A 21,595-nucleotide genomic window follows, 5' to 3' on the forward strand; every position below is an offset into this window, starting at 1 on the left:
GGGGTGTTAATTACGCCACTTTACCGAGCAACCCACGGCATCAGTGGACTCTGGAGTAATTGTATTGCCTTGCAGCAAACAGGCGATCGCATCTCGCAAATAATGCACCCGTACTGCTTCTGGCTCTTGGGGATTATCGTCAATTCCCCCGCGGTAGCGGAGTATACCTGCATTGTCTATCAGGTAAACTTCCGGTGTTTTTGTTGCTCCGAAGCAACGAGCAACATCCTGCGTTGTATCGCGCAGATAGGGGAAATTCAGCTGATCTGCTGCTAAATTTTTCATGTTTTCAAAGCTATCTTCAGGATACTGGAAAGCATCATTAGCATTGATGCCAATCAGCGTAAATCCTCGTTCTTGAAACTCGGCTTGAATCTCTATTAGCCTATCGAGATACAACTGCACGTAAGGACAGTGATTGCACATGAAAACGACACATATAGCCCGATATCTCTCTAAATAACGGGATAAATGGTGTACTTTATCATCGATCCCTGGCAGTTCAAAATCCGGAGCATAACTACCAATGGGAGTGCCAGTTTTTTCCATCACACTCATTTGCACAAGCCTTAATGAATCAACAATTGGAACACAACAGATTAGAAAAGGAATGTAGCTAGTTAGCAGTAGCTTCTAGCCGGTTTGCAATGTTCGCCACCCAAACCGATGACAAACTTACCATCCGCAATCAGCTTAGACACGGTATCAGGGGTGACTTTTAGCATTGCCTCGGATGAAACCGAGCTACCATTGCGTGTGTCCGCGATAGATTCGTAAGTGTAAATTCCAATGTCTCGCCAAGTTTCCGCATCTAGCTCCTCATCGTAGTATTCCACTTGTTGAGAAGCTTCCAGAATGGAATCTGTCCCGTTTTCGCATCCCCGGTGATAGGTTGTTGTCGCCTCGTAGGGGATTGGGAGAATGACCACCTGTGCAGCATCATAGGTTGTTGCTACATCAGGGCCCAGGAATGGCAGAACAGAGGTAGAAGTTTGCACCATATTCATCAACAAAATAAATTGCGTCAACGATTCCCCAATCTAGATACTGACATACTCCCCGCTTTAACTGCATCCACAGCGAAAAAATTGGGGACTAGGGGATCGGGGATTGGGGATTGGGGATTCGAGACAAGACAAAAGAGTAAAAGCCTTGTTCCCTCTACCTTGTTTCCCCTTTGCTTTCTTACACCGCATAATTATCAGTTGTGTCTACACATAGCATCAGAGTTTTTACGGATCTTTTTTATTTATTTGCTAAAAAGTGCGTAAGTACATAGAAGAGTTGAAGAAAGTAAAATAAAGGAAGCCGATAAATCCCGATCGGGGATGGAAATTTAAAGATACGCCTCCCATGACCTTATCTTCCGACCCTAGCGCGATCGCACCCACCACAGCCAAAATCGTCACGAAAACTTGGACTTGGCGGGGCTTTCCCATTTGCTACCAAACCCAAGGAACCCAAGGGTCGCCAGTTGTGCTAGTGCATGGCTTTGGCGCATCTTGGGGACACTGGCGCAAAAACATCCCCGTCCTAGCGCAAACTTGCCGCGTCTATGCTATTGATTTAATTGGCTTTGGCGGTTCAGCTAAACCCACACCAGGAAATCCGATTTCCTACACCTTTGAAACCTGGGGACAGCAACTCGCTGATTTTTGCCGCGAGGTTGTGGGAGGAGAGGCTTATTTAATCGGTAACTCCATCGGCTGTATTGTTGTCATGCAAGCAGCAGTGGATAATCCGGATATTGCCTTAAAAATTGCTTTACTTAACTGTTCCCTGCGACTGCTACACGATCGCAAACGCGCTCAACTGCCCTGGTATCGCAGCTTTGGCGCACCGATAGTTCAACAACTGCTGTCAGTAAAGTGGATTGGCAAACTGTTCTTTAGCCAACTTGCCAAACCGAAAGTAGTGCGTAAGGTTCTCCTGCAAGCCTATAAGCATCCGGAAGCCGTCACAGATGAACTGGTAGATATGCTCATGGCTCCTGCCTTTGATGAGGGTGCTGTGGACGTTTTTGTAGCCTTTACGCGCTATTCCCAAGGGCCACTACCTGAAGATTTACTGCCGCTTTTGCCTTGTCCGGCGATCATGCTCTGGGGAACGGATGACCCTTGGGAGCCTATAGAACTGGGGCGAAAGTTGGCTAATTATCCCAAAGTGGAAAAGTTCATTCCTATAGAAGGTGTCGGGCATTGTCCACAAGATGAAGCGCCAGAGTTGGTTAATCCGATTTTGCTGGATTGGATAATGGGGTCTGGGGAATAGGGACTGGGGATTGGGGACTGGGGGCTGGCTAAGAGTCCTTCCAATTCCCAATTCCCAGTCCCCAATTAATATGAATCCCGACGAGATTGCCTTTGTAACCAGTCTTCACCCAGCTGGATAGTGATATCGGAAACCAAGTTGCCTGTGCTTTCTACGCGCACTTCTCCGAATCCAAGCGATCGCTTGATAGCTTGAGCGCTGTCGCCGTCTCCTTGCTGCGCCACTAGGTGCGTCACCCGCAACGGTTCCGGCCACGGCTCGTCCACATAAACGTTCTGGTAGCCAGCTTCCCGGAGCTTTTCGATCAAGGATTGGACAGCCCTCATATTACCAGTGCTATCTTGAATTGCTACCCGCATATAAGCAGGGTCATTTGCTTCGCCGCCGTCCAAACCCTGATCGAAGTGCTGCGCCATCATCGTCTGAATGCGACGGCGGTTTGGCAACCAGTAACTTACCTCACGCTGTCCGTTCCCACTAAAATCACCAGGAACCATTAACATTTGCACCTGGGAACGTTCTGTCTTCACGCCAAAACCAACTAGCGCCAGCAACTCCTCCACAGTCAAATTGGTGTCAATATGGGACTGAATAACTGAGAGAATTTTTGGCATCCGGGCAAGAGTTGTGGGATTGAGTGCTTGTTCCATCAGCGCCCTCATCACCATTTGCTGTCGCTGAATCCTACCAATATCCCCATACTTGTCATAGCGAAAGCGCAGAAATTGCTGCAACTGATTGCCATTGAGATGTTGTTTTCCCGCCTTCAAGTTGATGTAAAGGTGCTGGGAGTCATCCTGATACTTCATGTCTCTGGGAACGTAAACGGTGACACCACCCAAGGCATCTACCAGTTTTTCTACCCCTTGAACGTTAATTCGGATGTAGCGATCAATTCCGACTCCGCTCAGGAGTTCGCTGGCTGTCTTAGCGCTCAGCGCTGGCCCCCCTTCAACATTAGCAGCATTAATCTTGGTCATGCCGACTCCTTCCACATAGGTGCGGGTATCCCGTGGGATGGAGAGAACAGCTATTTTTTGCGCCTCCGGATTAAACCGCAACAGGAGCATGGTATCCGACAGACCCTCGAAAGAGTTTACTAAGGCGTGGTATCCCAAATTTTGGGTTTCTGGGGGAGGGTTATCCAGGTCTGAAGAGATAACCTTTATTCCCATAACTAAGATATTGACAGGGCGGGTTAGTTCTGGTAATCGCATACTGGTGCGGGAGATGCGATCGCCATCAAATACAGCCGCTTCATCAGGACTCAGTTGACTTTGCAGCAAAGGCGTACTTGAAAGCGACACTGCAAGCATTGCTCCCGCAGTCGCTGACAACATTGCTACCCCACTCAAACCCAACCCCAGCCAAAGCCAGCTCACCTGATTCCCTTTGGGAGCTGGCTTTCTTGGGCTTTGTTGACCGTTTTTTTGCCCCCAAGGGCGGTTTTCAGGAATTTTTCGAGCTGACACTGACTTCCTCACACACGCTAAAAAATTAGCACAAATCTGCCATAAATACAGGGGCGCATAATCGAGCAATCTGGGGGGCGGACATTTAGGTAAAAAAAATACCGTTCCTACGCAAATTGCACTAGAACACTCATAGCAGTTTTTCCACCGATTTGTTGATAAATCAGGCAAAGGTTGGCAAGAGTTTCAAATTTATCCCCTTGAGATACTTAGGCTACCAGAATAACCCGATTCCAAGTAAATAATAAGCAGGCGATCGCTTCTACTTTTTTCATCCCCAATCTCTGGTTGGAAACGAAAAGAGGGACGTGGCTTGATTCCAAAATGAGGCTAAAAGCTATTTAGGATAAGCGTTTGCGAACAACACCCTCAGCGATTTGACTAATACCCGGAAGACGCACCGATTTACGTTGCCATAGACGCACCATCAACCATAAACTGACTAAAAAGTAACCCGATGTCAGCAGGCTATTGATAAATAATAAGCGCAAGGTCAAAAACTCGGAAGTTTGGGCAACTCCAGCACCTACCAAAATGTATGCCATCAGCCAAGCCATAGCCAGCGTCACGGAAAGTCGGCTCACGGTTTGTTGTTGTCGATTACCCTCCCTTCGGTAAAGCGTCCACAGCGCCGGGAAAAAGCCAATCACAGGCATCAAATAAATAAATAGTTGGTAGAGTGGGGTTTCCAGCTCGTCCCTACTGATGTTTTTATTGTCCAACAAGTCAATTTCTTTCATTGCGGTTCCACAATAGACCCCATAAATAGAACGGTTCCAGTTTGATTATCTCTAATGCAAGAGAAGAACGGGCGGTCTACAATCATTCGGAACGGTTCTTCTGGCCTACGCGCCATTGAGGTCACTACGCCTACGGAAGTTACTGCTGCTGCTTCGGTGCCTTCTTCGTTTACTTCTACAAAGGTTTTATGCTTGACTTGGTTAAGCTGGAGTGGGATAGAACTCATTTGAGTAAAATTGGCTTTTGAGTCAAAAGCAGACTCCATACCTAACGCTTTTAGGGACTCTGCTAAGGAAGTTTCGTACTCCATTTTGAAGCGAGGCATTTGAATAAATCCTGGTCGCATTGTGAACTTGTTCATCCATTGCTCCCAGTTTTCAGTGTTGAGTTGTTGATATAAAGCTGTCAGGTTAGACTTTTGTTTTGGCAGGAATATATAAAAACTCAGTCTTTCTTGACCGTAGGGAATACTTATTGCCTGAAACTGGTCTGTTTCATAATATTTATATTTTCCGGTTCGCGACATCATTGGATGTTGCTTTTGAGCGCCATTTGTTAAGTAAAAAGGTTTATTAACTGTATTTGCTTTCTCAAATTCATTTGTCCAGATGCCTTTAAAATAAATAGCATTAATCAAGAAAAGCACTTGGTCTGAGCTTAAACCATTTACAATCTGATTGATTTTGCCGCGAGTATTCTCCTTCACCCAATTATTCATAACAGATGGGGAATCTGGGTTATTAAAATCTAAATTGGTAATTTTTGCTTGATAAAATTGGCGATTTCTCTGGAGAAATTCCGGATTAAAAGAAACTCCTTGTCTTGCCCAAAGGGAGTTCGCGATAGTCAATTGTACTTGAGGGTCTGGATTTTCTAGAATTGCTTTTAAAGCTTCATTGGAGCTGTTTACTTCCTGTAAACTCATTCCTTGGATTTCCAGGGTGTTCGCCATTGCTTGTTGAGTTTTACCGCTGGCACCGTTGTAGGTCATGGCAAGAGCGATCGCTACACTAGAAGGCGAAATAAAAACGTTTTTGCCGCTGTCTTTTTTCAGAATTTGCTTGAACAGCTTGAAACCAAATTTAGTATTAGCAGCAACCAGCTTTTGCTCTACAGAACTATTCTTAGACACCTGTGCCTGCACTTGATTGGGACGAGCGATCGCTATATTAGGACTTTTGAGTGTTGACCATCCAACTAAACCCAAAACGATGATACTTGCAGATGCGATCGCTTTTACTTGATTGAATATTTGCGGATTCATTTTGTTGCTTTGCCATAACATTCTTTATATCTAAAATGACGGGTAAAAAACATAAACGTTCCATCTGTTACAGTTTTAGTAACTGATTGAAAAATTATAGCAATCCTATTTTAGTTGTGAACGGATAGCGGTTCAGATACCCGACTTCTTAAAGAAGTCGGGTATCTCGCATTCACGAATCATTTAGGGCTGCTTTATCACCCGGCGATTTAGACTAAGCGCAATTTGTCCTTTTTATTTTTTCGGCACAGTCCACCAAGCCAAAGCGTAAGGCTGGGTATTTTCATTAACTTTCTGACGATACTGGACGCGGATTTTGTAGCGACCAGTGGCGGGAATTTCCTGAAAAATGTGTTCTACACTGTCAACATCGCTTTGTGAAGACCAGATACTTTTGCTGATGTCATCGTCTTCGACGCGCATCAAGTAAATGTCAAGGTTGTTTAAACCGCGATCGCTAAAACTTTCCCCAACATCATACCGCTGGTTCTTATTTTTATCTTGCAACTCCACCAGGCGATCCCAAGCAAGCGTAACCGAGACAAAACTGCCTTGTTGCAGCGGTTGTTCTAACACATAATCTTGAAACGATGACTCTTCTACAGTCCGGTAATCCCAACCTATCGGCGGGAGTGCAGCATCAGGTTTCCACTGGCCGGGACTAAATTGCTGATAAGCTCGAAAAGCATTCAATTGTCCCGTACCCATTTGGAAATCTAAGGGGATTTTTTTGTCTTTGTAGGCATCAGATTCTAACCAATTGCGGTTATCCTTGGTCAAAATATCGCGGCTCATTCCCAAGCGTAAACCATCGCCATTATCTTTGATTTTCTCCGCCGAGTTCAACAGCACCGCTTTCATCACTTCGTGGCGGCGGGAATCTAAACTCCAGTTAGACTGTTTTGCTCGCAGCTGGCGATCGCCATATTCTTGTAACAAAGCCACAGACGCTGTAACATGGGGAGCGGCAAAACTCGTCCCCGTGACACTATCAACCTTTCCTTCCAGATTCAATAAATCAATATTGCTCCCCGGGGCTGCCAAATTAATCGAACGGCGGGGCCCGACATTAATTTCGCGGTTAATCAAACGCCTGCCAATACCAACGGGTGCAGCACTCAAATTGCCAAAGTCCACTTTAGTAAAAACATCCTGGCGGCGCATTGTGTAAGCAATATTCACACTATTAAAATTGTCAGTGGGAATGGGAATGCCGCCGTTGCCTTGATTACCAGCAATTACATAAATCACGTCATGAACCCGCGAAGACCAGTCAATACATTGTGTTAACAAAGCATTGCCATCCAAAACCGGATCGGTTCGCGAGTCTCGTTCCAAAGATTCGCCAAAACTAAAATTAATCGCTCGGACATCGCCCCCATTTTGCAGTGCTACGTGTTGAGCAGATAAACACTCCTCCGGTTGTCCTGCTTTCTGGGGTGAGCCAACAGCAGAAGAATATAGTCGTGCCTCCGGTGCCACTCCAGGTAAAGCTTTATCCGAGCTAATCATCACACCCGCTACCATTGCCGCATGAGCATCGACATTGCTATCAGCTTTAGCTGGGGTATCGCGATAAAAGACTCGCATTAGGGAGAAAGTTCGCTTCTTGGACGCAGTTTTATCTAACCCAAATTGCCCCGGTCTGCCAATTTCCACCTGACCAATAGCAATCTTTCGGCCCAATAAATTATAAGGAGGGGCGTGCAGCTTGCGGACATCAATGCCAGATTCTCCGAGTGATGAGGTATCTTTAGCCAGTGAGGAAGGTGCGGTAATCAGTGGAATACTGATTCCCCAAACAAGCCATGCCAGTTTTTTGACAATTTGCTGCTGCGTCAAGGAAACTTCTCCAATGAATGTGTGAAGGGTTGATTGATACTTACGCTTCGGTGCAATTTTTTCTTAGCCCCCCATTTTTAGGGGGGTTCTGATGTGGGGGGATATAACATGATGGAACTTAGGTTTTGATCCCCACTGCCCCCGTTTTTTAGGGAGGTTCTGAATCTGCGTTCTAATCTATAAAATTACGCATTGCATTACTTCACAATTTTTTAAGACTTGCGACATCTTTTGTTAAACTTATTACAACCCAAGGACGCAAAAGAGTATAAATAGCCATGAGCCAGAAGCCGATTGTTGTAGCTCCATCAATCCTATCAGCTGATTTCAGCAGGCTGGGAGAGGAAATCCGGGCGGTGGATGCCGCTGGTGCAGATTGGATTCACATTGATGTGATGGATGGTCGCTTTGTCCCCAATATCACCATTGGCCCGCTGATTGTAGAAGCTATTCGTCCTGTTACACAAAAGCCGCTGGATGTCCACCTGATGATCGTGGAACCAGAAAAGTATGTCGCAGATTTTGCTAAAGCAGGGGCTGATCATATCTACGTTCATGCGGAACACAACGCCTCACCGCATCTACACCGGACTCTAGGACAAATTAAGGAACTGGGCAAAAAGGCTGGTGTCGTTCTCAATCCTTCTACTCCTTTGGATTTGATTGAGTATGTGCTGGAGCTTTGCGATCTGGTATTAATTATGAGCGTTAACCCCGGTTTCGGCGGTCAAAGTTTTATCCCAGAGATGGTGCCGAAAATCCGGAAGCTGCGCCAGATGTGCGATGAACGCGGTTTAGATCCCTGGATTGAAGTGGATGGGGGTTTGAAAGGTAACAATACTTGGCAGGTTTTGGAAGCTGGCGCTAATGCAATTGTGGCGGGTTCTGCTGTGTTTAAGGCAAAGGATTACGCTGAAGCAATTGAAGGTATTCGTAATAGTAAGCGTCCGACTCCTGAGTTGGCTAAGGTTTAATTTAATTAATTATTCCTGCACTCTCGAAGGGTGCGGCTACGCGAACGAAGCCTGCCTACGCAGGCTTTTTTTGTTGTTAGATGGAGGAGAATGCGATCGCCTTCTTCTCCTGTATGCCAAAAGGTATCTTGTAAGTTAAGACAGAGATGATGACAATCAATCCCCGCTCATCGTAATTTTAGGTGAAGCTAATGCCACGCAGTGAAGACGAGTTACCGGATTTAAAGGCTGCGGTAGAGAAACTTACAGAACAGATTACTAATCCCCAAAGCTTTGTAGTTTCGTTACAGAGGGACAGTTCCGACATCAAGGAGTTCCACACCAAAATGGCTCATGTAGCTGATGCGCTTGAGAGTCGGCTGGGTGAGATGGAAAAAAATATCATCCGCGAAGTCCGTGACGAAATGGGTGATTGGGCTGATAGGCTTGAGAGTCGGCTGGATAATATGGAAAAAAATATCATCCGCGAGGTCGGGGATCTGCGTACCACAGTAACGGAAGTAAATGACAAACTTGATGAACTAATTGCCAAGTTAGACAAATGGCTGGAGCCTGCCAAGTTAGACAAAGGGCTGGAGCCGCATCAATCTTGGCGATGCGTACAGATGCTCAGTCATTCCAACTGTGTTAATTCCTTCGCCTTTAGCCCAGATGGGCAGCTACTCGCTAGTGGTGGTTACACGACTATCAAACTGTGGCATCCGGGTACAGGCGAAGAAATCCGCACTCTCAGTGGTCATTCCAACTGTGTTAATTCCTTCGCCTTTAGCCCAGATGGGCAGCTACTCGCTAGTGGCAGTGATGACAACACTATCAAACTTTGGCATCCGGGTACGGGTGAAGAAATCCGCACTCTCACTGGTCATTCTGACCCGGTTGCTTGCTTCGCCTTTAGCCCGGATGGGCAGCTACTCGCTAGTGGCAGTAGTGACAAGACTATCAAACTGTGGCATCCGGGTACAGGCGAACAAATCCGCACTCTCCTCACTGGTCATTCCAATTATGTTTCTTCCGTCGCCTTTAGCCCGGACGGGCAGATACTTGCTAGTAGTGGCAGGGGTGACAAGACTATCAAACTGTGGCATCCGGGTACAGGCGAAGAAATCCGCACTCTCACTGGTCATTCTGACTCGGTTGCTTCCGTCGCCTTTAGCCCAGATGGGCAGCTACTCGCTAGTCGCAGTGGGGACGACACTATCAAGATTTGGCATCCGGGTACAGGCGAAGAAATCCGCACTCTCCTCACTCGTTATGCCAACTATGTTGATTCCGTCGCCTTTAGCCCAGATGGGCAGCTACTCGCTAGTGGCAGTGGGGACACTATCAAGATTTGGCATCCGGGTACGGGCGAAGAAATCTGCACTCTCACTGGTCATTCCGACTCGGTTTATTCCGTCGTCTTTAGCCCGGATGGGCAGATACTGGCTAGTGGCAGTGAAGACAACACTATCAAACTTTGGCATTCGGGTACGGGCGAAGAAATATGCACTCTCACTGGTCATTCCGAGCCGGTTTATTCCATCGCCTTTAGCCCGGATGGGCAGCTACTCGCTAGTGGCAGTGGGGACGACACTATCAAGATTTGGCGGTTTTCTTCCTAAAAAAGAGCAATCTAATTTATAGAATCTCAAGGAATTAACAAAGGTGAGTGTTAGGCTACATCCTCATGCTCAGGCAATATTAATTGAGCGTGGTGCAACTGAGGCAGAAGTTATTACCACTGTTGAAGGCGGTACAACATTTCCTGCCCAATTAGAGCGAACAGGGTTTAGGCGTAACTTTCCCTTCAATGCCGAGTGGAGAGGAAAGTTTTATGGTACGAAGAAGGTGGAGGTTATTGCTATTAAAGAAAACTAAGAAGACTGGTTAGTTATCACTGTAATTGTCCACTTCTTTTAAGGACAATATTTTATGAAATTAACTTACGATCGTAGATACAACGTCGCTTACATCTACCGACAAGAAAAAACAGTGCAGGTAGAAACTATACAAAAAAAGGCGATCGCTTTCGGATCGCCTAAGTTTCAACAACCAACGTTTAATTCAGTTTTAGATCGCTTTAGTGCTTGCGATCGCTTAGCCACTTAGCAGCCACAATACCAAAGACGGCCGCAACCATTGGATTGCTCAAAAACTTGACAACCGCAGGCTGATCTGCTAGTACATCTTGGAAGATGTCGGGGTGGCTGTGATAGGTAAAGGAAGCCAGTTTGCTGACATCATCAGCAGTCATGTGCTTGGGGTTATGGGTAGAAAGTCCCAACTGTTGCTCAAGTTGGCGATCGCTTAATCCCCTTTGCTTCAAATGCTTGAAGAATTCCTTGGCTACATCGTCGCGTTCGTTAGGTTTAATTTGCGCGATCGCTTTTTGCAGTTCGGGTTCCATCTGCGCTGGCGGAATGCTGTTTGGATGCAGGGAACGTCCGAACAATTGACGACGCTCATCTCTGGAGGAACGCTGAGCAAAATCATCAAAACTTTGATAATCCTTTGTCGGATCGCTAGGAGCATCTTCAAGAGATTCGCTGTTACCCCCAGCTAAGTCGTTCATGACTTGACGCTTATATTGTTCGCTACTGGTCATTTTTGTTATCTCCTGGTTCAATCACGAAAAAACTTATTAAATTTTGAGTCGAGACGCGGTTTATAGCGTCTATAAGGATGCTTTTTGATGTCCTGTTAGACTATGCGCCTTGATACTGAATCTGCTTTGACTGAACGTCATACTTCGCCGTCAAAATCAGTTTCTTATCAGGTGCATACATCAAAACAGTTAAATCCTGGTTTGGGAAATTCTTGTGGAATCCTTGAACTAAAGACTTGGATAAATCCTTAACTTCATTTGGACGCACTTGCGGCGAAATTACAACCCCTAATTTGTTGTTATCGCGCACGTAAGCATCATTAACCAATCCTTTCGCAGTCTGCACAACCCAATTTCCGAAATCTTGACCTGCTGCTGTGCTACCGCGTTCTAACAGTTGATAACTGCCTTGGCTATTAGCAGCAGATGGTAAAGTTGGTTGCTTAACCTGAGTTGCACCAGCACAAGAGGTGGTAATGGTCAGAACCAATACCAATACTAATGCAGTCAGAAATTTTTTGCTTTGTTGAAATAAATTCATAGGCTTGTCCTCAAAAAAATGGCGTTTTTAAAAGAATTATCGGTTGTTTTCTTGGCGGTAATCCTGTTACAGGGTTTAGATAACCTTGCTGCTACCTAAACCCTGCATCAGTAGGACTTACGCCCGATCTATCAGATCTTTAGCTTTATCTTTGAGGTCTTCACCAGTGTGGCGAACTTCAGCCTCAGCTTGCTTAGCTTTACCTTCGGCTTTATCTTCTGGATCGCCTGTAAGATTGCCTAGTGCTTCTTGGGCTTTCCCTTCAATATTTTTGCCAGTTGCTTTTGCTCTATCTTCTACACTCATTTTCCTTCTCCCTATTTTTTTTACAGCTTTAATTTTGAAGATGCGTTGATTTTTACACCGCTATCTTTTTGCTTATGTATTAAATGTATCTAAAAATTTTTACATAGCCTTCTGTCGCCAGACATACTAGGTGGGGATCAATATTTCTTACTCTTTATATATGCTCAAAGGCTGATTAATTGATATTTCTAAAGATAGATGTCAGCTCACTCGGCGCACAGCAGAGTCCGCATAATGATTCAATTGTAGATATTAAAAACCCGGTTTGCTAAAGAAACCGGGTTTTTAAAGAGGTAACTATTACTTTCTGGTTTAATCCAGATAACCAATAAGAATGTCATCCTCGCTATAGTTTGAAGCGATTGGACGAAGACCAGACATTAAAATGGTTTCAGAAACTTGCAAGCTACTGGAGGTAATTGGACGTCCCATCAAGGAGATGGTTTCAGAAACTTGCAGGTTACTTGACGCAATTGGACGAACTCCCGCCAGATTGACTGTTTCAAGAACTCGCAAATCGCTGGAAGCAATTGGACGAATACCCGCCAGATTAATTGTGTCAGAAATCTGAAAGTTACCTGGAATTGCTAGGTGATTGGAATCTGAGGATTCGGCTGGCGCGGGTAAAGGGATGACTTTCGTCTTGTTGTCTTTATTCAGATTTTGGCTTTCTTGAATTTTAACATTATCGACTTGAACTGTGCTTTCTCCTTTAAGTTTAGGATTGGCAATCTTAGCTTGGGTAGGATTTTTCACTTTAGCAGTGCTGGTAATGCTCATAATTTCACGCCTCTCAATTGTTAAGTGACTGCGCCAATAATGTAGAAAAATTCCGAAGTTTGGATTTATCCTGTTAATCTGAGTGTAATTTAAAAAAACATAGAAAACTATAGATATTTTGATGGTTGTATATAGAAAATATCAATGGTAAAAAAGTATTAAAAAAGGACTGAGGATGAGGAATTGGTGAGGAAGTAAGACCTTTTCCCAATCCCCAGTCTCCAGTCCCTAATCCCCAGTCCCTTCCACTTCCCGGCATCGACTGAGCAAATAGCTACCATAAGAGAGTGGTGTCTAGCGATCGCTAAGACTCCCTTTGCACAAAAAGTGATTTTTTTAACACTGTATGGCGCAATTTTGTCTGGAAGCTCCCTTTAAACCGACAGGCGATCAGCCGCAAGCGATCGCGCAACTGACTCAAGGCGTACAAAGAGGCGATCGCTTCCAAACCCTACTGGGAGCGACGGGAACCGGAAAAACATTCTCAGTAGCAGCGGTTATTGACAAAGTAGCTAAGCCAACGCTAGTTCTGGCGCACAACAAAACCTTAGCCGCACAACTGTGTAATGAGTTGCGGGAATTCTTTCCCCATAACGCGGTGGAGTATTTCGTCAGTTACTACGACTACTATCAGCCAGAAGCGTATATTCCCGTCACCGACACATATATAGAGAAAAGTGCAGCCATCAACGACGAGATTGATATGCTGCGACATTCGGCGACGCGATCGCTTTTTGAACGTCGAGATGTCATCGTCGTTGCTTCCATCAGCTGTATTTACGGTTTGGGGATTCCCTCGGAATACCTGAAAGCGGCGATTCCCCTAAAAATGGGAATGGAAGTCAATCAACGCGAGTTGTTGCGAGACTTAGCCTCAGTGCAATACAGTCGCAACGACATGGAAATCGGACGAGGACGTTTCCGCGTTCGGGGTGATGTCTTGGAGATTGGCCCCGCTTACGAAGACCGAATTATCCGGGTAGAATTTTTCGGGGATGAGATTGATGCGATTCGCTACGTTGACCCGGTGACAGGCGAAATTCTTCAGAGCATGGATGCTTTGAATGTATATCCAGCGCGTCACTTCGTCACCCCAGAAGACAGACTCGAAGCCGCTTGCAACGATATTGAACAAGAACTCAAGGATCGGCTGGAAGAATTAGAAAAAGCAGGGAAATTACTAGAGGCGCAACGACTAGATCAGCGCACTCGCTACGATTTGGAAATGTTGCGGGAAGTAGGATATTGCAACGGCGTTGAGAACTACTCCCGACATTTAGCAGGTCGTCGTGCGGGAGAGCCGCCAGAGTCCTTGATTGATTATTTTCCCAAAGATTGGCTGTTGGTGGTGGATGAATCTCACGTCAGCGTCCCGCAAATCCGGGGGATGTACAATGGCGACCAAGCACGAAAAAAGGTGCTGATTGAGCATGGTTTTCGCCTACCCAGCGCTGCTGATAACCGTCCTCTGAAGTCGGAGGAGTTTTGGGAGAAGGTGAATCAGTGTATTTTTGTTTCTGCGACTCCCGGTAACTGGGAGATCGAACAGTCAGAGGATCGGGTAGTACAACAGGTGATCCGTCCGACTGGCGTACTCGATCCAGAAATTTTTGTGCGTCCAACGGAAGGACAAATTGACGATTTGCTGGGTGAGATTAAAGATCGGATTGACAAGCACGAACGGGTGCTAGTCACCACTTTAACTAAGCGCATGGCGGAGGATTTAACCGAGTATCTGCAAGATCGGGGGATTCGAGTAAGATATTTGCACTCGGAGATTAACTCAATTGAGCGGATCGAAATCTTGCAGGATTTGCGAGAGGGTAAGTTTGATGTGCTGATTGGGGTTAACTTGCTGCGAGAGGGTTTGGATTTGCCAGAAGTCTCTCTGGTGGCGATTTTGGATGCTGATAAAGAGGGTTTCTTACGCGCAGAGCGATCGCTTATTCAAACTATTGGTCGTGCGGCGCGTCACGTCCGGGGTCAAGCTATTCTCTATGCTGATAATTTCACCGATAGCATGATGAAAGCCATTGACGAAACCGATCGGCGGCGGGGAATTCAGAGTGCATACAATCGAATGCACAATATTACACCCCAACCGATTATCAAAAAAGTCAATAACTCAATTCTGGCTTACCTAGATGTCTCGCGGCGGCTGAATTCTCAACAGTTGGAAGAAATCTATGAACAGGCGGACGATTTGCCTTTAGAGAATATTCCAGAGTTGATTACTCAACTGGAAGCACAGATGAAAGATGCGGCGAAAAATTTGCAATTTGAGGAAGCGGCGAAATATCGCGATCGCATCAAGCATCTGCGAGATAAACTGCTAGGTCATTAAAAACGCGATCGCACTTCACTCTTCCCCAAATTGTGCGGGATAAGTTGCAGATGCGATCGCGCTTTTGCTTGATGAATGAAGTGAAAATGCGATCGCATCTCCCTACCGAGACTGTCATCTGAAATTGTGCAACCTTTATAATTTAGTTCACAGACTCAGGCATAACTCGGAAAGCCTATGAACGCCATCACGCTGAATATTCCCCACCTGACATCTGAGGGGTTTGTTGAACTTTGTCAAGCGAATCAAGACTTGCGAATGGAACGCGCAGCTACTGGAGAAGTCATTTTCATGCCCCCAACAACTCCCTGGACAGGCAAGCGGAACGGCGACCTTTATGGCGAACTTTGGCTGTGGAATCGACAGAGGGGCTTGGGTGTAACTTTTGAGTCCTCAACCGGGTTTACCCTGCCTAATGGAGCTGTCAAGTCGCCGGATGCCAGCTGGGTGAGTAACGAGCGGTGGGAAGCTCTGACTGAGGAGGAGCAGCGACAGTTTTCCCACCTTTCCCCTGATTTTGTGGTGGAATTGCGCTCTAATAGTGATTCCCTCAAAAAGCTGCAAGAAAAGATGCAGGAATATATTGACAACGGCGTTCGCTTAGGATGGCTGATTGACCCGAAAACTAAGCAAGTGGAAATTTACCGTCCAGGGCAAGATGTAGAAGTGTTGCAGTCTCCCACAACTGTATCTGGCGAGGACGTACTGCCAGGATTTGAGTTGAATTTGAATAAAGTTTGGTGAAGTGCTTTCGGCGCGCTGGTGAGCCATCCAAATCACGCAATTCAATTCTCTTTAATACTATTTTTTTATGGCATCGTACCCAGCAAATTAGCAAGAATCGCTTTGCGAACCGCAAGCCCGTGGCGTACCTGATCGAATATGCCTACTCGCCTGTCATTATCTACATCACTTGACAACTCAAACCCACGAGGTAAAGGGTGAAGAATCGTTGCTTGGGGTGACAAATCCTTGAGAAATGCCAAGGGAAAGGTAAACCATTGATGATAGCGTTCATATTCTGAAATATCGGCGAAATCCTCTAAGAATGTACCGCCAGTAAAATATAGTACGTCATCATTTAGTGCATCTGACAGACTAAGGCTGTGCTGAAATGTAGCACCGCGATTTTGGGCAATGGATTGATATTCTTGCTTCAGTGCTAACTCACTAGGACAAATCATCAAAATTCTAGGTTGCAATGGTGCTAATAATAAAGCAAGTGAATTAGCACAACGGCTTGTTTGTAAGCAACCAATCAAAGATATTTTTAAATTTTTGAGGTCAGGACAATTCTTCTGGATTACCGAAAAATCTGCTATAGCCTGAGTTGGATGTTCGTTATGACCATTTCCAGCATTGATGACAGGAATTTTTACCAGTTCGTTGATTTGGGTAATTAATTCCGAGTTGGAAGAACGAACCACTAAACAATCGACATAACATTCAGCTGTATGGCAAAAATCACTGAGAGATTCACCCCTTAAGCGGCTATCTCTGTAGCTGTCGGATAAATCAAGAATGTTGGCACCAAGCCACATAGCTGCTGAAGAAAAGGAATTTTTAGTTCGATGACTAGGCTGTTCAAAGATTAAGCCAACAATTCGCTTAGGCTGTAGGTTAAATTGCTGAGGAAGCAAATTATTTTCTAAAATTTTATGTGCAAGGACAACAATTTCTTCTACCTGCTGCATCGGAAGCTGCAAAACGGAGAGAATACTATTTACAGTCGTTTCCACCTGAATGCTCATAGTTTAGTTTTAGGGTTTTAAACAGACACTCTCACCCAGATGATTAGCTGATGCTGCCCGCTTTACTGAGTTTAATGGTGCGATTATCTCGCCATAAGTTGCCATAGAGGGATTGTGATGAATCGTACTGCGATCGCTTGTGCAGTTCTGGCGATCGCAATCTGGAATTTCCGCCGCCATCAGTCCAGTTATACTCGGTTAAACCTGTCGCGCCCGCAGCACACCCTAAGCTTACCTAACGCCTCTAGGTGAGTAACAAGACTCAGTTTAATCGTGGCATCAATTTCCTTCAACCGCCCAGCCACATTTTGAGGGTCGATTTGCGACCGATGGCGATCGCGATTGATCTTTGAAATTGACAAGTGCTGTCTAAAGATATTTAAGATTTGTTTTAAGTTACTGCGGTTTCCTGGGCGGGGGGCAGCAACTGTCTACAATGTTGGCAATTTGCATTGCTAAATTTTTACTCATCGGGTTGCTACTTTAACCATTATTTTCGGGCATACTTAGAGACATAGAGGAGCATCACCCAGCAGAGGGATGTAATACCTCTGAAGGAAGACCCCTTATATGAGATTTTCTGAAAGAGGATGTTAGTTGATTTTACAGTCGCCATCCCGACCTATAACGGGGAAACCCGCTTACCGGAAGTTCTGGACAGATTGCGATCGCAAACTCATACCCAGAACTTTGTCTGGGAAATTCTGGTTATTGACAATAACAGCACTGACAATACAGCAAAAGTCGTTCAAGACTACCAAGCCAACTGGTCTAAAGTTTATCCTTTGAAGTATTGTTTTGAACCCCGCCAAGGATTAGCTTTTGCCCGCCAACGTGCAATCCAAGAAGCCAAAGGCACATTTGTTGGGTTTTTGGATGACGATAACTTACCGACACCGACATGGGTTTGGGGAGCCTACAATTTTGGGCGCGATCGCCCAAAAGTTGGCGGTTATGGCAGTCGCATTTATGGCGAATTTGAAATTACACCCCCAGAAAACTTTGAGAGAATTGCGCCACTACTGGCAGTAACTGACAGAGGTGCAAATGCTCTGCTATACGAACCACACAAAAAGTTATTGCCGCCTGGGGCTGGATTAGTTGTACGTCGCCAAGCTTGGCTGGAAAATGTTCCCCAGCAGTTTATTCTTCATGGGCGAATTGGAAATAGTATGCTTGCCGGAGAAGATTTGGAAGCGCTGTTACATATTCAACAAGCTGGATGGGAAATTTGGTATAACCCCCAAATGTGTCTTTACCATCGCATACCTCACTGGCGTTTAGAGAAAGAATATCTCATCAAACTATGTCGCGGCATTGGTTTGAGCCGCCACCGAACTCGGATGTTGAGCGTTAAACCTTGGCAAAGACCTCTAGCTTTTTTTGCCTATATGCTTAACGATATCCGTAAAATATTATTCCATTCAATAAAATACAAAATGGCAATAAAAGACGATCTTATAGCAGCTTGTCAGATGGAGCTTCTTACTAATAGTCTAATTAGCCCTTTTTATATTTGGAAAATATCTTTAAATACCTCAAAAATAAACATTGATTAAAATTAGTTGAGATAATTCAATGCTGATTTGGTTAATCTTGTCAATGTAAAAAGCTTTACTTTATCTTCATTTATGAAGTAAGAGTATCGCTTAAACTGGTATTTAGCTGGGCAAACAGTAAAAAACTTACTCTAAAAAAGTAAGCCTTTCGCTCAACAAGCACTGTAGATACAGCCAAACGCATTAGTGTGGCAGATTATCAGGGATCTTCAGGAAAATTGTTTCTAGAACTACCCCTAACATTAATTACCCAACGCCATGAACATTACGACTACAACAATTCCCTTTGTGGATCTTCAGCTTCAACACCAGCCAATTCAAACTCAGATGGAAGAGGCGGTGCGGGGTGTAATCCAGCGGGGAGATTTTATACTAGGTAAGGCTGTAGCTGAGTTTGAGGCGGCGTTTGCGTCAGACAGCGGAGTATCTTATGGTATTGGGGTAGCTTCGGGAACAGATGCGATCGCTCTCGGATTAGAAGCCTGTGGCATTGGTACTGGTGACGAAGTAATCTTACCTACCAACACCTTCATCGCCACCTTGATTGGCGTTATCCGCGCTGGTGCCAAACCGATTTTAGTTGATTGCGACCCCCAAACCGCCTTAATTGACCTCAAAGCCGCAGAAAAAGCCATTACTCCCCAAACCAAGGCAATAATTCCCGTACATCTCTACGGACAAATGGTATCGCCGCGCCAATTGCTAGACTTTGCCGATGCCCATAACCTGATCGTATTTGAAGACGCAGCCCAAGCACACCTAGCTGAAAGAGAAGGTTATCGCGGTGGTTCCGTTGGCAAAGCAGCAGCCTTTAGCTTCTACCCCAGTAAAAACTTAGGCGCATTGGGGGATGGAGGCATGGTTATTACTAACGATGAAGCAGTGGCGCAGAAAATGCGAAGTCTCCGCAACTACGGTTCCTCCCGCAAATATTATCACACCGAACCTGGAACCAATAGCCGACTCGATACCCTACAAGCAGCCGTACTCAACATCAAACTCCCCCATCTTGCCGACTGGAACTCCTCACGCAACCAAGCTGCTGCCAAATACGACACCTTACTTGAACCACTGCGTAGCATGGGAATTTTCCCCATGCAAAACCAAAGCGGCAAAGGTCACATTTATCACCTTTACGTCGTCCGGATTACCGAACCCTGCCTCCTCGACAGGCAAACCATCCAAGACAAACTAGCAGCCATTGGCATTCAAACTGGAATCCACTACCCCATACCCTGCCATCTTCAACCAGCCTTTGAGAATTTGGGTTATCGCATGGGAGACTTCCCCCAAGCCGAAACCCTAGCCCAAGAAATTTTATCCTTACCCATGTATCCCGGCATCAGCGACACCCAAATCGATCAAGTCGTTGATGCCTTGCACAGCCTCTGTGTTTAGAAAAAATCATGAATTTTAACGCAAAAAATGCAAAGGTAGGCAGAGAATAACTTTGCATTTTTTGCGTTAAAAAAAAAGAAAATAACTAACAAAGTAAAATCATGCACATTGAACGAAAAAATCCCATTGCCATCGAACGCTACTTAGTAGAGACAGCCATCGTCGGTCTACTGGTGATATTGTACGCTCCCCTAATCTGGTACTGGTACGATGGCTGGCTGCACAAAAACATCAGCATTGAACATGAATATTACAGCCACGGTCTAATCGGTTTACCTTTCGCCGCCTATATTATCTGGACGCAACGACAGCAGTGGCAACAATTGCCAGACAAAAATAATCTCTTCGGTGCCGCATTGCTGGGATTGGGAGGAGCATTGTATCTCAGTAGGATACCTGACCTGGTAAATTTATCTTTTCCGGCTGTATTAACCGGGCTTTGCCTGTGGCTGAAAGGATTACCAGGCTTGAAACTTCAAAGTTTCCCACTGTTGTTCATCTTTCTAGCAACACCAACCCAAATTCCCTACCTGCTTGCTCCCTATACCTTGCCCTTACAGGAATTTATTGCTGGGACAGCTGGCTTTATTCTGAATCAATTTGGCATGAATGTCACCGTCGAGCAAATTTACTTGTTTGTCGGTGGACGAATTGTGGAAGTTGCGCCTTTTTGTGCTGGTCTGAAGATGTTGTTCACCAGTCTTTATGTAGCTATGTTGTTGCTGTACTGGACTGGTGCATGGATTTCTCGCCGGACGACAATGTTGTTGTTAGTTGGTGCGATCGCCATCAGCGTCAGTGGTAATATCGTCCGCAATACCCTGCTGACTTTCTTTCATGGCACAGGTCAAGACCACGCTTTTGAGTGGCTGCACGAAGGGTGGGGCGGTGACGTTTATTCTGCCTGTATGTTGGGTTTAATCGTGCTTCTACTAAATGCCATCGAAAAATTTATCCCAGATGAACCTCTCAAGGATGAAGCATGAGACTGCCCAAGTTATTGCACCTTCCAGTTTCCCAAGTCGTCTTGCTGTGTTTTCTCATCGTGCTGATTGCAATTGGAGCAGTTCCCAGTTACTTGAGCGGAAATTGGGCTTGGGTAAATCCTCCACAAGTTACCAACTTCAAACAACTCAAAAGCTTACGACAGAATGGGTTAGCGCTTCCCGGATGGCAAACTAAACAACAGCAGGTCGAAACCATTGGCGGCCATAAATGGTCTATTCAGGAACTCCAACGGGATGAAAAGAGTCAGGTAACTTTACTGCTTTTACCTCAAATCAGTCAAAAGGATCAGCCAGAGGTAGAGTGGATGGATGTTAACGGCTTTATGGGAAGGGAGTTTCAGTATAGGAAGCTTTCGCAAACAGATAAAAATTCTAATCGTCGGTTTCAGTTTAGCTGGGATACAGACTCATACCGACAGTTGCCGTTTACTGTAAAATCCACTTCTACGTCGTCAGCAGATGCCAAAGTGGAAGCCCGTTTCTTTCGCGGTTGGACTCAGCAGCAAACCTTCGCTGTTCTACAGTGGTACGCTTGGCCTGGAGGGGGCAACCCTGCGCCCAGTAGTTGGTTCTGGGCGGATCAAATGGCTCAGTTGCAACGCCACCGCTTGCCTTGGACTGCTGTTAGCATCCTGATTCCGATGGAACCTTTGGCTGACTTAGAAACCGCTAAGCCTCTAGCTGAATCACTCGGTCAAACGGTTCAAGCTGCCTTAATGGCAGACGTTTTACATCCAGCTAATCGCTAATGGCAATTGACA

General features: G+C 45.5%; 24 protein-coding genes and 1 pseudogene. 11 read left to right on the top strand and 14 right to left on the bottom strand.

Annotated features, from left to right (window positions below):
• Positions 1 to 6: 6 nt before the first annotated feature.
• Together H6F63_RS08365 and H6F63_RS08370 are read right to left on the bottom strand one after the other, a co-directional pair.
• Positions 7 to 558, bottom strand: a complete 552-nt coding sequence (locus H6F63_RS08365; protein ID WP_190636487.1) for a thioredoxin family protein — start codon at positions 556 to 558, stop codon at positions 7 to 9.
• 89 nt (positions 559 to 647) lie between these two features.
• Positions 648 to 1,007, bottom strand: a pseudogene (locus H6F63_RS08370) (arginase family protein); the annotation flags it as partial.
• A 346-nt stretch (positions 1,008 to 1,353) separates the two neighbouring features.
• Here H6F63_RS08370 and H6F63_RS08375 point away from each other — a divergent pair.
• On the top strand, positions 1,354 to 2,271 hold the full coding sequence (locus H6F63_RS08375; RefSeq protein ID WP_190636489.1) for an alpha/beta fold hydrolase: 918 nt from the start codon (positions 1,354 to 1,356) through the stop codon (positions 2,269 to 2,271).
• A gap of 65 nt (positions 2,272 to 2,336) precedes the next feature.
• Here the strand turns inward: H6F63_RS08375 and H6F63_RS08380 are convergent, their stop codons facing one another.
• From H6F63_RS08380 to H6F63_RS08395, 4 genes are all read right to left on the bottom strand, one after another.
• The gene (locus tag H6F63_RS08380; protein ID WP_347276780.1) at positions 2,337 to 3,743 is read right to left on the bottom strand and encodes an LCP family protein; all 1,407 of its coding nucleotides are present in this window, start codon (positions 3,741 to 3,743) and stop codon (positions 2,337 to 2,339) included.
• Between the two features lie 341 nt (positions 3,744 to 4,084).
• The gene (locus H6F63_RS08385; protein ID WP_190636492.1) at positions 4,085 to 4,483 is read right to left on the bottom strand and encodes a hypothetical protein; all 399 of its coding nucleotides are present in this window, start codon (positions 4,481 to 4,483) and stop codon (positions 4,085 to 4,087) included.
• On the bottom strand, positions 4,480 to 5,748 hold the full coding sequence (locus H6F63_RS08390) for a serpin family protein (protein WP_190636494.1): 1,269 nt from the start codon (positions 5,746 to 5,748) through the stop codon (positions 4,480 to 4,482). Before H6F63_RS08390 ends, H6F63_RS08385 begins: the two co-directional genes overlap by 4 nt.
• Positions 5,749 to 5,982: 234 nt before the next feature.
• On the bottom strand, positions 5,983 to 7,575 hold the full coding sequence (locus H6F63_RS08395; protein ID WP_190636584.1) for a S8 family serine peptidase: 1,593 nt from the start codon (positions 7,573 to 7,575) through the stop codon (positions 5,983 to 5,985).
• Between the two features lie 293 nt (positions 7,576 to 7,868).
• On the opposite strand from H6F63_RS08395, the gene rpe reads away from it, so the two are divergent.
• The 4 genes from rpe (at position 7,869) to H6F63_RS08415 (ending at position 10,652) form a co-directional block, all read left to right on the top strand.
• Entirely contained in the window at positions 7,869 to 8,564 is a 696-nt protein-coding gene (rpe, locus tag H6F63_RS08400; RefSeq protein ID WP_190437181.1) for a ribulose-phosphate 3-epimerase, read from the top strand.
• A 191-nt stretch (positions 8,565 to 8,755) separates the two neighbouring features.
• Entirely contained in the window at positions 8,756 to 10,165 is a 1,410-nt protein-coding gene (locus H6F63_RS08405; protein ID WP_190636496.1) for a hypothetical protein, read from the top strand.
• A gap of 43 nt (positions 10,166 to 10,208) precedes the next feature.
• Positions 10,209 to 10,421 carry a hypothetical protein gene (locus H6F63_RS08410; RefSeq protein ID WP_190636498.1) on the top strand — a complete coding sequence of 71 codons (213 nt, stop codon included), beginning with the start codon at positions 10,209 to 10,211 and terminating at the stop codon, positions 10,419 to 10,421.
• A gap of 54 nt (positions 10,422 to 10,475) precedes the next feature.
• The gene (locus H6F63_RS08415) at positions 10,476 to 10,652 is read left to right on the top strand and encodes a hypothetical protein (protein WP_190636590.1); all 177 of its coding nucleotides are present in this window, start codon (positions 10,476 to 10,478) and stop codon (positions 10,650 to 10,652) included.
• On the opposite strand, the gene H6F63_RS08420 is transcribed toward H6F63_RS08415, so the two are convergent.
• The 4 genes from H6F63_RS08420 to H6F63_RS08435 form a co-directional block, all read right to left on the bottom strand.
• Positions 10,624 to 11,148: a hypothetical protein gene (locus tag H6F63_RS08420; protein WP_190636500.1), complete on the bottom strand. Its 525-nt coding sequence runs from the start codon at positions 11,146 to 11,148 to the stop codon at positions 10,624 to 10,626. The two genes, H6F63_RS08415 and H6F63_RS08420, sit on opposite strands and share 29 nt — an antisense overlap.
• A 100-nt stretch (positions 11,149 to 11,248) precedes the next feature.
• Positions 11,249 to 11,689 carry a hypothetical protein gene (locus tag H6F63_RS08425; protein ID WP_190636502.1) on the bottom strand — a complete coding sequence of 147 codons (441 nt, stop codon included), beginning with the start codon at positions 11,687 to 11,689 and terminating at the stop codon, positions 11,249 to 11,251.
• A 117-nt stretch (positions 11,690 to 11,806) separates the two neighbouring features.
• On the bottom strand, positions 11,807 to 11,995 hold the full coding sequence (locus H6F63_RS08430) for a CsbD family protein (RefSeq protein WP_190636504.1): 189 nt from the start codon (positions 11,993 to 11,995) through the stop codon (positions 11,807 to 11,809).
• 312 nt (positions 11,996 to 12,307) lie between these two features.
• The gene (locus H6F63_RS08435) at positions 12,308 to 12,775 is read right to left on the bottom strand and encodes a hypothetical protein (protein ID WP_190636506.1); all 468 of its coding nucleotides are present in this window, start codon (positions 12,773 to 12,775) and stop codon (positions 12,308 to 12,310) included.
• A 346-nt stretch (positions 12,776 to 13,121) separates the two neighbouring features.
• On the opposite strand from H6F63_RS08435, the gene uvrB reads away from it, so the two are divergent.
• Positions 13,122 to 15,119: an excinuclease ABC subunit UvrB gene (gene uvrB, locus H6F63_RS08440; RefSeq protein ID WP_190636508.1), complete on the top strand. Its 1,998-nt coding sequence runs from the start codon at positions 13,122 to 13,124 to the stop codon at positions 15,117 to 15,119.
• Here the strand turns inward: uvrB and H6F63_RS08445 are convergent.
• Positions 15,085 to 15,237: a hypothetical protein gene (locus tag H6F63_RS08445; RefSeq protein WP_190636510.1), complete on the bottom strand. Its 153-nt coding sequence runs from the start codon at positions 15,235 to 15,237 to the stop codon at positions 15,085 to 15,087. The genes uvrB and H6F63_RS08445 overlap by 35 nt on opposite strands.
• A 59-nt stretch (positions 15,238 to 15,296) precedes the next feature.
• On the opposite strand from H6F63_RS08445, the gene H6F63_RS08450 reads away from it, so the two are divergent.
• The gene (locus H6F63_RS08450) at positions 15,297 to 15,863 is read left to right on the top strand and encodes a Uma2 family endonuclease (protein ID WP_190636512.1); all 567 of its coding nucleotides are present in this window, start codon (positions 15,297 to 15,299) and stop codon (positions 15,861 to 15,863) included.
• Between the two features lie 65 nt (positions 15,864 to 15,928).
• Here H6F63_RS08450 and H6F63_RS08455 read toward each other — a convergent pair whose 3' ends face one another.
• Genes H6F63_RS08455 through H6F63_RS08465 form a run of 3 tightly spaced genes read right to left on the bottom strand, consistent with a single transcriptional unit; the run spans position 15,929 to position 17,232 of the window.
• Entirely contained in the window at positions 15,929 to 16,870 is a 942-nt protein-coding gene (locus tag H6F63_RS08455) for a hypothetical protein (RefSeq protein WP_190636515.1), read from the bottom strand.
• Positions 16,871 to 16,879: 9 nt separating this feature from the next.
• Positions 16,880 to 17,050, bottom strand: a complete 171-nt coding sequence (locus tag H6F63_RS08460) for a hypothetical protein (protein WP_190427997.1) — start codon at positions 17,048 to 17,050, stop codon at positions 16,880 to 16,882.
• 8 nt (positions 17,051 to 17,058) lie between these two features.
• Positions 17,059 to 17,232, bottom strand: a complete 174-nt coding sequence (locus tag H6F63_RS08465; protein WP_190636517.1) for a hypothetical protein — start codon at positions 17,230 to 17,232, stop codon at positions 17,059 to 17,061.
• Positions 17,233 to 17,460: 228 nt separating this feature from the next.
• Here H6F63_RS08465 and hpsE point away from each other — a divergent pair, with 228 nt between their 5' ends.
• From hpsE to H6F63_RS08485, 4 genes are all read left to right on the top strand, one after another.
• Positions 17,461 to 18,429 (top strand): hormogonium polysaccharide biosynthesis glycosyltransferase HpsE, encoded by a 969-nt coding sequence (gene hpsE / locus H6F63_RS08470; protein WP_190636519.1) that lies wholly within the window; start codon positions 17,461 to 17,463, stop codon positions 18,427 to 18,429.
• Positions 18,430 to 18,687: 258 nt separating this feature from the next.
• Positions 18,688 to 19,827: a DegT/DnrJ/EryC1/StrS family aminotransferase gene (locus tag H6F63_RS08475; protein WP_190636521.1), complete on the top strand. Its 1,140-nt coding sequence runs from the start codon at positions 18,688 to 18,690 to the stop codon at positions 19,825 to 19,827.
• A gap of 101 nt (positions 19,828 to 19,928) precedes the next feature.
• Positions 19,929 to 20,813 (top strand): cyanoexosortase B, encoded by an 885-nt coding sequence (gene crtB, locus H6F63_RS08480; protein WP_190636523.1) that lies wholly within the window; start codon positions 19,929 to 19,931, stop codon positions 20,811 to 20,813.
• Positions 20,810 to 21,583 (top strand): cyanoexosortase B system-associated protein, encoded by a 774-nt coding sequence (locus H6F63_RS08485; RefSeq protein WP_190636525.1) that lies wholly within the window; start codon positions 20,810 to 20,812, stop codon positions 21,581 to 21,583. Before crtB ends, H6F63_RS08485 begins: the two co-directional genes overlap by 4 nt.
• Positions 21,584 to 21,595 lie beyond the last annotated feature (12 nt).

Source organism: Trichocoleus sp. FACHB-40 (assembly GCF_014695915.1).
Taxonomy (GTDB): domain Bacteria; phylum Cyanobacteriota; class Cyanobacteriia; order Cyanobacteriales; family FACHB-T130; genus Funiculus; species Funiculus sociatus.

Coding starts and splice junctions, on each gene's coding strand:
- H6F63_RS08390 (WP_190636494.1), bottom strand. CDS start 5,748: ATGAATCCGCAAATATTCAATCAAGTAAAAGCGATCGCATCTGCAAGT.
- H6F63_RS08420 (WP_190636500.1), bottom strand. CDS start 11,148: ATGACCAGTAGCGAACAATATAAGCGTCAAGTCATGAACGACTTAGCT.
- H6F63_RS08435 (WP_190636506.1), bottom strand. CDS start 12,775: ATGAGCATTACCAGCACTGCTAAAGTGAAAAATCCTACCCAAGCTAAG.
- H6F63_RS08485 (WP_190636525.1), top strand. CDS start 20,810: ATGAGACTGCCCAAGTTATTGCACCTTCCAGTTTCCCAAGTCGTCTTG.
- crtB (WP_190636523.1), top strand. CDS start 19,929: ATGCACATTGAACGAAAAAATCCCATTGCCATCGAACGCTACTTAGTA.
- H6F63_RS08445 (WP_190636510.1), bottom strand. CDS start 15,237: ATGACAGTCTCGGTAGGGAGATGCGATCGCATTTTCACTTCATTCATC.
- H6F63_RS08365 (WP_190636487.1), bottom strand. CDS start 558: ATGAGTGTGATGGAAAAAACTGGCACTCCCATTGGTAGTTATGCTCCG.
- H6F63_RS08460 (WP_190427997.1), bottom strand. CDS start 17,050: ATGGCGGCGGAAATTCCAGATTGCGATCGCCAGAACTGCACAAGCGAT.
- H6F63_RS08455 (WP_190636515.1), bottom strand. CDS start 16,870: ATGAGCATTCAGGTGGAAACGACTGTAAATAGTATTCTCTCCGTTTTG.
- H6F63_RS08430 (WP_190636504.1), bottom strand. CDS start 11,995: ATGAGTGTAGAAGATAGAGCAAAAGCAACTGGCAAAAATATTGAAGGG.
- H6F63_RS08385 (WP_190636492.1), bottom strand. CDS start 4,483: ATGAAAGAAATTGACTTGTTGGACAATAAAAACATCAGTAGGGACGAG.
- H6F63_RS08475 (WP_190636521.1), top strand. CDS start 18,688: ATGAACATTACGACTACAACAATTCCCTTTGTGGATCTTCAGCTTCAA.
- H6F63_RS08425 (WP_190636502.1), bottom strand. CDS start 11,689: ATGAATTTATTTCAACAAAGCAAAAAATTTCTGACTGCATTAGTATTG.
- H6F63_RS08415 (WP_190636590.1), top strand. CDS start 10,476: ATGAAATTAACTTACGATCGTAGATACAACGTCGCTTACATCTACCGA.
- H6F63_RS08375 (WP_190636489.1), top strand. CDS start 1,354: ATGACCTTATCTTCCGACCCTAGCGCGATCGCACCCACCACAGCCAAA.
- H6F63_RS08450 (WP_190636512.1), top strand. CDS start 15,297: ATGAACGCCATCACGCTGAATATTCCCCACCTGACATCTGAGGGGTTT.
- H6F63_RS08405 (WP_190636496.1), top strand. CDS start 8,756: ATGCCACGCAGTGAAGACGAGTTACCGGATTTAAAGGCTGCGGTAGAG.
- uvrB (WP_190636508.1), top strand. CDS start 13,122: ATGGCGCAATTTTGTCTGGAAGCTCCCTTTAAACCGACAGGCGATCAG.
- hpsE (WP_190636519.1), top strand. CDS start 17,461: ATGTTAGTTGATTTTACAGTCGCCATCCCGACCTATAACGGGGAAACC.
- rpe (WP_190437181.1), top strand. CDS start 7,869: ATGAGCCAGAAGCCGATTGTTGTAGCTCCATCAATCCTATCAGCTGAT.